Origin of the sequence: Aurantimonas coralicida DSM 14790, from assembly GCF_000421645.1 — a bacterium.
GTDB lineage: Bacteria > Pseudomonadota > Alphaproteobacteria > Rhizobiales > Rhizobiaceae > Aurantimonas > Aurantimonas coralicida.
The window spans coordinates 1-8,131 of sequence record NZ_ATXK01000026.1; the positions used below are offsets into that span (position 1 = coordinate 1).

At 61.8% G+C, this 8,131-nt stretch carries 9 protein-coding genes and 2 pseudogenes; 5 read left to right on the plus strand and 6 right to left on the minus strand.

The genetic code is table 11. The features are described from left to right. Nucleotides 1–419: L,D-transpeptidase (locus H536_RS24060; RefSeq protein WP_081652033.1), on the minus strand; the 419-nt coding region annotated here is incomplete at its 3' end. A gap of 41 nt (nt 420–460) precedes the next feature. Here H536_RS24060 and H536_RS24695 point away from each other — a divergent pair. Further along, complete coding sequence (locus H536_RS24695; protein WP_155898605.1) at nt 461–739, plus strand: hypothetical protein; 279 nt, start codon at nt 461–463, stop codon at nt 737–739. Nucleotides 740–1,096: 357 nt separating this feature from the next. Here the strand turns inward: H536_RS24695 and istB are convergent, their stop codons facing one another. From istB to H536_RS25545, 3 genes and pseudogenes are all read right to left on the minus strand, one after another. Continuing rightward, nucleotides 1,097–1,849 (minus strand): IS21-like element helper ATPase IstB, encoded by a 753-nt coding sequence (gene istB / locus H536_RS0121905; RefSeq protein WP_024352450.1) that lies wholly within the window; start codon nt 1,847–1,849, stop codon nt 1,097–1,099. A gap of 14 nt (nt 1,850–1,863) precedes the next feature. Further along, a pseudogene (istA, locus tag H536_RS22965) lies at nt 1,864–3,392 on the minus strand (IS21 family transposase). A gap of 77 nt (nt 3,393–3,469) precedes the next feature. Next, a complete protein-coding gene (locus H536_RS25545) occupies nt 3,470–3,688 on the minus strand; it encodes a hypothetical protein (RefSeq protein ID WP_081652031.1) in 219 nt (72 codons plus the stop codon). Between the two features lie 166 nt (nt 3,689–3,854). Between H536_RS25545 and H536_RS22970 the strand changes: the two are divergent. Both H536_RS22970 and H536_RS24070 read left to right on the plus strand, forming a co-directional pair. Further along, a pseudogene (locus tag H536_RS22970) lies at nt 3,855–5,215 on the plus strand (IS701 family transposase). A gap of 278 nt (nt 5,216–5,493) precedes the next feature. After that, on the plus strand, nt 5,494–5,898 hold the full coding sequence (locus H536_RS24070) for a ParA family protein (protein WP_081652032.1): 405 nt from the start codon (nt 5,494–5,496) through the stop codon (nt 5,896–5,898). 26 nt (nt 5,899–5,924) lie between these two features. Here H536_RS24070 and H536_RS25060 read toward each other — a convergent pair whose 3' ends face one another. Further along, nucleotides 5,925–6,170, minus strand: coding sequence for an ATP-binding protein (locus H536_RS25060; protein ID WP_373279302.1), 246 nt, complete (start codon nt 6,168–6,170; stop codon nt 5,925–5,927). Nucleotides 6,171–6,573: 403 nt separating this feature from the next. On the opposite strand from H536_RS25060, the gene H536_RS24080 reads away from it, so the two are divergent. Both H536_RS24080 and H536_RS0121930 read left to right on the plus strand, forming a co-directional pair. Next, nucleotides 6,574–7,293 carry a ParA family protein gene (locus tag H536_RS24080; RefSeq protein WP_060577018.1) on the plus strand — a complete coding sequence of 240 codons (720 nt, stop codon included), beginning with the start codon at nt 6,574–6,576 and terminating at the stop codon, nt 7,291–7,293. Between the two features lie 9 nt (nt 7,294–7,302). Next, nucleotides 7,303–7,659: a hypothetical protein gene (locus H536_RS0121930; RefSeq protein ID WP_024352452.1), complete on the plus strand. Its 357-nt coding sequence runs from the start codon at nt 7,303–7,305 to the stop codon at nt 7,657–7,659. Between the two features lie 136 nt (nt 7,660–7,795). Here H536_RS0121930 and H536_RS0121935 read toward each other — a convergent pair. Beyond that, nucleotides 7,796–8,131 (minus strand): transposase (locus H536_RS0121935; protein WP_024350444.1); only part of this gene is annotated, 336 nt, incomplete at its 5' end.

The window sequence follows — 8,131 nt, forward strand, 5'->3', positions numbered from 1 at the left end:
TAGAGAGTATCTTGGCCGTTTCGATGAAGGTAAAGCGCCCGGGCACCCAAAGGGTTGCCGGGGCCGCCCTTTAGCCCTCCCGCATATTTTCCATATTTCCCTGGTTCGCGCTTGATCATGTTTGGTGTCGGCGTCCAACGGGGCCATTCAGCCTTCCGGCCAACTACTGCCTGGCCGGAAAAGCTCAGTCCAGCTCGGCCTACGCCGATGCCGTAGCGCCGCGCGAAACCGTCTTCTTCCACCAGGTAAAGGAACCTCGCCTTCGGATCGACGACAATGGTTCCGGGTGTGAAACCAGAGAAGGCGACACGCTGCGGCAGAAACTTCGCATCAAGCTCGAACGCTTGATGCGCGGCCGTTGGACCGGACAGGGTAGAGTATAGCAGGACACCAATCATGAACTGACGTCGGTTGGTCATCTCTTATCTCCGAAGTCTGACGCTGAAGGAGATGGTCGCACATGGCCATTGATATTTGGTTGCTCGGGCGGGTTAGAGCATCGCTGCCGGATCGGGATATGCCAAATACCAACGAGCGCGGGTCAGAATTCATGCGCCGAGTCCTGCAGTTCGATGAGAACGATTTTCAAGGGCTGATCGACAAACTTGCCGCGGCAGAGGTCGACGATACCGTCGTCGGCGGCGACAATGCGGTTGGAGGGCCAGGTGTCCCAACGAACTGCCGAACATTTTCGATCGGTTCAGCTCGGGCGATCCGGACACCAGGAATTGGCGGGTGATCGGACCTATCGGCCCGCCTGGTAGGGATCAACGAGAGCTGCATCGGGCCGACTGATCTGGACGGCGGTAATCGATGTTTGCCTGGCGAGTTCCTCCGCGCCGAGACCAGCAAGCTGCGGAATTTCGGGTGCATCCCGCCGTCGACATCTCGGCGCGGCCTTCTACAAGAAGCTTCTGCACAACCCGCTCGTCGTCGTGTCGCTTTGCCGACACCCGTGGATCGACCACTGTTTTCAAGGCAGGACAGGCAGCGTGCGGATTCCGACGAAGCCGGCCATGCATTCCAAGATGAAGCCGGCCACCTCCTGATCTGATCCTGGGTCAAATTCGATGATGGGTCGGTGTCGGGTTTCCGGTCAAGGTGTCGCTGCGGCCGTCGTGCGTGGAGCTCGTTTCCGTAGGCTCTCGCCGGACAATTCGATTCGATAGGCGTTGTGGACGAGCGGGTCGAGAATGGCGTCGGCGATGGTCGGATTGCCGATGATCTCGTACCAGCGATCGACCGGCACCTGGCTGGTAACGATCGTCGACCGTCGCTCGTAACGGTCCTCGACGATCTCGAGGAGGTCGCGCCTCTGATCGTCGGTGAGCGTTTCGGGTCCCCAATCGTCGAGGATGAGGAGGTCGACCCTTTCGAGCGACTTCAGCAGCCGCGCATATCGACCGTCACCGCGGGCGAGGCCGAGGGTCGCGAAGAGCCGCGGAGCCCGGTGGTAGGCGACGGAGAAGTCTTCGCGGCAGGCCTTTTGGCCAAGGGCGCAGGCGAGCCAACTCTTGCCGACGCCGGCGGGCCCGGTCAGCAACAGGCCTTGCCGCTGGCGGATGAAGTCGCACCCGGCCAATTGGAGGAAGAGGCCACGGTCGAGGCCGCGCACGGCGCGGAAGTCGGTATCCTCGACCTGCGCGTCGTGACGCAATCGGGCGGCGCGAGCCCGGGCTTCGAAGCGCTTCTGCCGACGTTGCGTCGCTTCGCGTTCGAGGAGAAGCGCCAGCCACTCCCCATGCTCCAGGGCCCGGGCCTCGGGTTGGGCCTCGAGATCCGCAAAGCCTCTGGCCATGCCAGTCAGGCCCAACTCATTCAGGAGGTCGAGGGTCGGATGGGTCAGCATGATCGTGTCTCTCCTCAATGGAAGTAGCGGGGGCCACGCAGATTGACGTGGTCGACGATGGCAGCGGGTTTGGTGTCGGCGGCCGCGCTGGCGCCCGGGTTCGCGGTCTTCGACAGGCTCAGGAGCGAGGCGATGCTTTTGTAGTTGAGGCCGCCGATCGCGACGGCTCGCGCCGAGACCGCCTCGGCGCGGGACTTCTCGATGTCGCGGTAAAGGCGCAAGACGCCGAGGCAGGTTCGAAAGCCCTGCTCCGGGTGCGGGCGGGCAGCGAGGATGGCGAGGATCAGCCCCTCGGTCTGGGGTCCCACCGATGCGGCCCAGCGGCAAAAGCGATCCGGCGTCCATTCGGCATAGCGCCAATGCGAACTCGGCATATGATCGGGATCAGTGCCATGACGGCGACCGCCATAACGCCGCTGATGAACGGCCACCCGCTTGCCGCGGTGGAAGATCTCGATCGTCTTCGCGGTCGCCCGGAGATCGACCTGCTGACGGATCAGGCTGTGCGGCACCGAGTAGAAGAAGCCGTCGAATTCCACATGGTAGTCGGTGCCGACGCGGGCGAAGCGCCATTCGGCGAACTCGTAGTCGCTCCCCGGCAGGTCCGCGAGCGCTGGCTGCTCGACGGTCTCGAAGAGATGCCGGCGGCTGACGCCGAGCCGACGCATGACGTGGTCGTTGATGCGATCGAGCGCCCCGGCGATCGCAGCGTTCGCCTCGGCGAGCGAGAAGAAGGTCTGCCGCCGCAGCCTGCCCAGAATGCAGCTTTGGGCGAACCGCACGCCGTTCTCGACTTTCGCCTTGTCGCGCGGCTTGCGGGGCCGGGCCGGCAGGACGCCGACGCCGTAATGGGCGGCCATCATGCCGTAGCTTCGGTTGATCTCCGGATCGTAGAACGAGGCGCGGTTGACGCCGGACTTCAGATTGTCGGGCACGATCAGGCGCGGTACGCCGCCGAGGAAGTGGAACATGCGCACATGGGCGCCGATCCAGTCGGGCAGTGCCTGCGTCCACGTCGCCTCGGCATAGGTGAAGCTGAGGCTCCGACGACGGCGATAAACAGTTCGGCCTCGCGGATCTCGCCGGTCCGGGGATCGACGATGGCGATCTTCTTGCCGGAATAGTCGACGAAGACCTTGTCGCCAGCCACGTGCTCCTGGCGCATCGTCGGCGAGAGCCGGCGCTCGAAGCTGCGGAACAGTTCGCAAAAGCGGCTGTAGCCGTAGCCGCCGGGATGAACGGCGCGATACTCGTCCCACAGTATCTGCAGAGTGACGCCGGGCTTCTTCAGCTCCACGGCGACCTCCGCCCAGTCCGGTTCCGGCCGCCGCCGCATGCCCTGCTTGACCCCGGCGTGGTCGAAGAGCCTGTTCTCGAGGACATCGTCCGTCATCTCGCCCGGCAGCGGCCAGCTCAGACCGGCCGCCGTGGCGCGCTTCAGGTTGTCCTGGATGGTGCTCCTCGCCACGCCGAGCGTCACGGCGATCTTCCGGGCACTGATGCCGTCCCGGGCAAGCCGAAGCATCTGTCGCAATTGTCTCATGGTCAGCCTTCTCTTTGCCGGCATCACGCTCTCCTCGTTCGACAAGGAGTGATGCCCGAGTTGCTGACCCAGGGTCTTCAGACGCCGGAGAATGGCCGGTTATTAATCGGAATGCTGGCCGGCTTCATTCCGGAATGGTGGCCGACTTCAAATCGGAATACCCGGCCGGTTTGAATCGGAATCCGCACCTGGTTTACGATTGTCCGGATCGCACGCAGTGGATGATCGCGCCGAACCCGCTCCTCCAGATCCACGTAGCTGAACAGGTCGCCCGTTCGATTGTCGTCGCCCCGCATGCCCCGGCCTCCGAATCCCTTCGAAGACAATGAATCATGCTCAAATCCCTGCGGCGAGCGGCGTTTTTCAACACCCTGCTAGTCATACTGAGTCAGAAAGTGGCGTTCCTCGAAATCGAGCGACGACATAGGATCGTGGGGTGTTGATGGATTAGAAGCCACACGCATGTCGCAGATTTTCGATGTGAGCAGTGAAGCGCGTTTCCTGTCATTCGTCGAGGAACTGGTGGGCGTGATCGGTCACGCGGATCGCGCCGGACCGCTTCGAGACTACTGCACCGGCCTGTTGCTGCCGGCTGAACGCAAGAGCGTGGAGCCGATGGCAGCGATCACTGCGCCGTCACGCGTCGCCGCACAACACCAGTCACTGCTTCATTTCGTCGGGCAATCGAGGCCTGGATCATCGACGACACCAGCTTTCCAAAGAAAGGCAGGCATTCTGTCGGCGTGGCGCGTCAGTATTCCGGCCAACTCGGCAAGCAGGACAACTGTCAGGTCGCCGTCTCGCTGTCGATCGCAAACGACGCAGCGAGCCTTCCAGTCGCCTATCGTCTCTATCTGCCGCAGGACTGGGCCGACGATCCCGCGCGCCGGCAAATAGTTGGCGTTCCGGAAGACGTCGGCTTCAAGACCAAGCCGATGATCGCTCTCGACCAGATCATCGCCGCCTGCGACGCGGGCTTGCCGCGAGGCGTCGTCCTGATGGATGCCGGATATGGCGCCGACACGAAGCTGCGTTCCGGTGTCACCACGCTCGGGTTGACTTACGCGGCAGGCATCCTGCCGCAGACATCGTTGTGGACGCGGGACAATCCCCCGCCGTCGCCGCGTGTCTGGTCTGGCCGCGGCCGACCGCCAAAGCGGATCCGCCGCGATCGCGAGCACCAGCCCGTATCAGCCAAGACGCTGGCGCTCGGCTTGCCCGACGAGGCGTGGACCAAGATCACGTGGCGGGAGGGCTGCGAAGAGCCGCTCGCGTCTCGCTTCGCCCGTGTGCGCGTGCGGCCGGCGCACCGCGATTACAATCGCAGCGAGCCCGGTCCCGAGGAATGGCTGTTGATCGAATGGCCCCACGGCGAGGACGAGCCGAGCAAATACTGGTTGTCGACCTTCCCAGAGAGCATCGCCTTCGATCGGATGGTGCAACTCACCAAGATGCGGTGGCGGATCGAGCGCGACTATCTCGAGCTCAAGCAGGAGCTTGGGCTCGGCCACTACGAGGGCCGCGGCTGGCGGGGCTTTCACCACCATGCAACGCTCTGCATCGCAGCATACGGATTCCTGATCGCCGAACGGGCGAGGTTTCCCCCCTCAGCACTGGCCCCAACCAAACGCCCGACGCCTGGCGTTCCCGCAGGTCGTCGATCCCGCAGCGCCGCCACTGCGACCCGAACGGCACGTGCCGAACTCGATCGCGACCGTGCGAAGACGCCTCACAAGCGCACTCGCGCGAAGTCTCGAGCGATGTCCCTGTTGTGCAACGAAATATCCGCCAAACCGAATCCTGCCAGGTTTATGACGCAGTAGGATTAGGGCGCGAGGGCAAAGGCGTCGTCTCGGTGATAGTCTTGCTCCGCCGCATGGGGTGCGAAGCCGAGACTAGCTAGGTGCTAGCTAGGTGCTAGCAAGTCGCTAGCCTGCAGCTATCTGTCTGCGTCCTTGCGGCGAGATTGCGCAAGTGCTCGCTCCGATCATTTCCTCGCCCAGTCGAAACTTTCTTCATTTTCTCGAAGACGGACCCCGAGCGTTCGAATAGACGATTTGCTGGGGGTGCGAGCATAGCGGTTCGAGTTTTGACCACAAAAATGGGCGGGTTAGAGAAGACGACCGCATGTGCGGCGATGGCCGGACATCTAGCTTTTGCAGGGCGGCGCGTTCTCATCATCGATGGTGACCCTCATGAACCTTTTGGGATCTGGTCCGGGTCGGGTCGGATCTCGGACGCGATCTCCATCGTGACCGTTGCGAACTCCCTCGAGAAGGCGGTGACGTATGGCCGTGCAGGCTTCGGAGAGACGATCATCGATCTCGCCGCTGGTGCCTCGCAGATGATGCTGACGGCAATGGCCCTGTCCGAGGTCGTCGTCCTGCCAATGCGGCTTTCGACGCTCGATGCAATCGGCGTCTTCGAGACCCGGGATCTCTGCGACGAGGTTGCGCGCAAGATCCGTCGACCATCGCCTGTCTTGGCAATGCTGCCTTGGCCGTGACAGTGCTGCACGGTCTATCCTGAGGATCAGGGGTTAGTGATCTCGCCGGTATTGGGATCCACGGTCTCGGCGGTGGCCTGGTTTTGCTCCGCCCTTGCCGCGGCAGCCCCACGTCGCCCGGCGGACTGCCTGAGGGGGTAGCTGTTGCCGTTCATCGTCAGGATATGGACGTGGTGCGTCAGGCAATCGAGCCGCGCGCCGGTGAGCCGCTCCGACCTCAGGACGCTCGTCCAGTCCTCGAACGGCAGGTTTTGGCGGCAGCCGCCGCGCAGACCAGGCCGCGTGCGACGTTGACCAGAGAAGCACCCGGCTTGCGGGCCGCCAGCGACGCTGCATCGAGGAGGCCGCGTGACATTTCAGTGAGTGCCCAGGAGGACAACGGCCCTGTTGGTTCGCTCCTAGCTATCATGTAGCTATACGCTATATATCGTATAGCTACATGATAGCTTCGGCGTAGATTGCTTTGGTAGGCGGTTGGTCCATGAGAGCCGCGGTTCCCATCATTGAATCGCCACCGAGGCGTTATCCCGCGTCAGGGAGCTGTTGCCTGGCGTGCATGTTGCTCATTTGTAACAGTCGGAGGGGTTTGGCATTTGGAGGATTTTCCGCATCGGAGCTTTCGAGCTGCAATTCGATCCTTTGCTCGCGACGATTCGTCGTTGAAGGAGTTCGAATATGCCGATTGTCACGATCATTGCTTCGTTGAAAGGAGGGGTAGGGAAGACCACCCTCACTGCTGCCATCGCCGGCGAACTCGCGGAGCGGGGGAAGAGGGTACTCATTCTCGACTGCGACGCGAATTCGCCCTTCAAGCTCTGGCAGAATTCCAAATTCGTACCCCGCGAGATCGACATCGCACCGATTTCCAATTCACGCGACCTGCTTCGCGCGATCGCGCTCGGTAAACAGGAGTTCGACGAAATTCTTGTCGATCTGCCCGCGGGCGGTTCCCAGCTGATGGTCACCGCGGTCGCCCAGTCGGACGTCGTCTGCATCCCGTTCCGAGCGGCGTTCCTCGATGTCAAAGAAGCAATCGCGACGCGTCATGTTTGTTTCGACATATCGCGGGAGTTCCGCAGGGCACCCGCATTTGTCGTCTGCGTGCCGATGGCATTAACCGGACTTCATCTTCGCGAGCGCATTACGAGAGAAGCAGTCGAGCTGCTCCACTCCGATCCCGATCTCGTCGCGACGAGCGGAACGACCGATCGCACCGCCTATCGACAACTATTTAACCCCGAAACCGGAGGTGCGACGCTCTATTCCTTGCCAGACACCGTTACGAACATAGCATCTTCGCGCGCGCAGATTGCTCTTCTCGTGTCGCACATCGACGATTTGCGACGGCGGCATCAGGAAATTTTCGGAATCGATCGAGGGAAGGCAACCCGATGAGGCTATCACATGAATGATTACCATGACCGGCCAATCGGGTCTTCGAAGGATGGGGGTGGTCGGGTCGGGTCGAAGGACTCTGACCGGTCCAGGAGCTTCTCCCGCCGCCACGGTTTTGTGCTCGACAACGAGCCGGAGCGGAAGATCGAGCCCCCTGCCGAGGATGACGGGATACTCAAGCGTCGTTCGCCGAAGCGACGGCCGCAGACTCAGCAATTCAACATGCGTATCGATGTTGAGCTCTTTCAGCGGCTTTATCGCTTCTGCGAAAGCCGCAATCTGACGCTGACAGAGGTTGTGGAGGATGCCATCGATCGTGTGATCCGAGATTCGCACGGGACAAAGAAGCCATCTGACGATCGTTGAGAGGCTGCCGGCCGTTTGAGATGCTCGGCCTATAAGCTGCCGCCGGCCTATAAGGGAATGAATTTTGAAATCGGCCAGTCTCTCATGGCACGACACTCAAAGACCATCTCCGCGACACGGTTAGAGCGTCGGGCGATTAATCTGCAACGCAGCCTGCAGCTTTGAAGTAATTCCAGCATTCGTCGGGTGTGAAGAGGGCGCAGATATCGCCGACAGCGCGCCAGAGATCATCCAAGGTTCGGGCGGCCGCCTTTCGAAGCAGCGTCTTCAGCTTTGAGAATGCCATTTCTATCGGATTGAGGTCGGGGGAGTATTTCGGCAGGAACAAGAGCCAGGCGCCCCGCTCGGCGATGGCCTGCGCGGCTCTTGGGCTCTTGTGTACGTTCAGGTTGTCCAGAATGACGACATCGCCGGGTTCGAGACATGGCGCCAGTTGCGTGCGCACGTAGACGTCGAACGCCGCGCCGTCCAT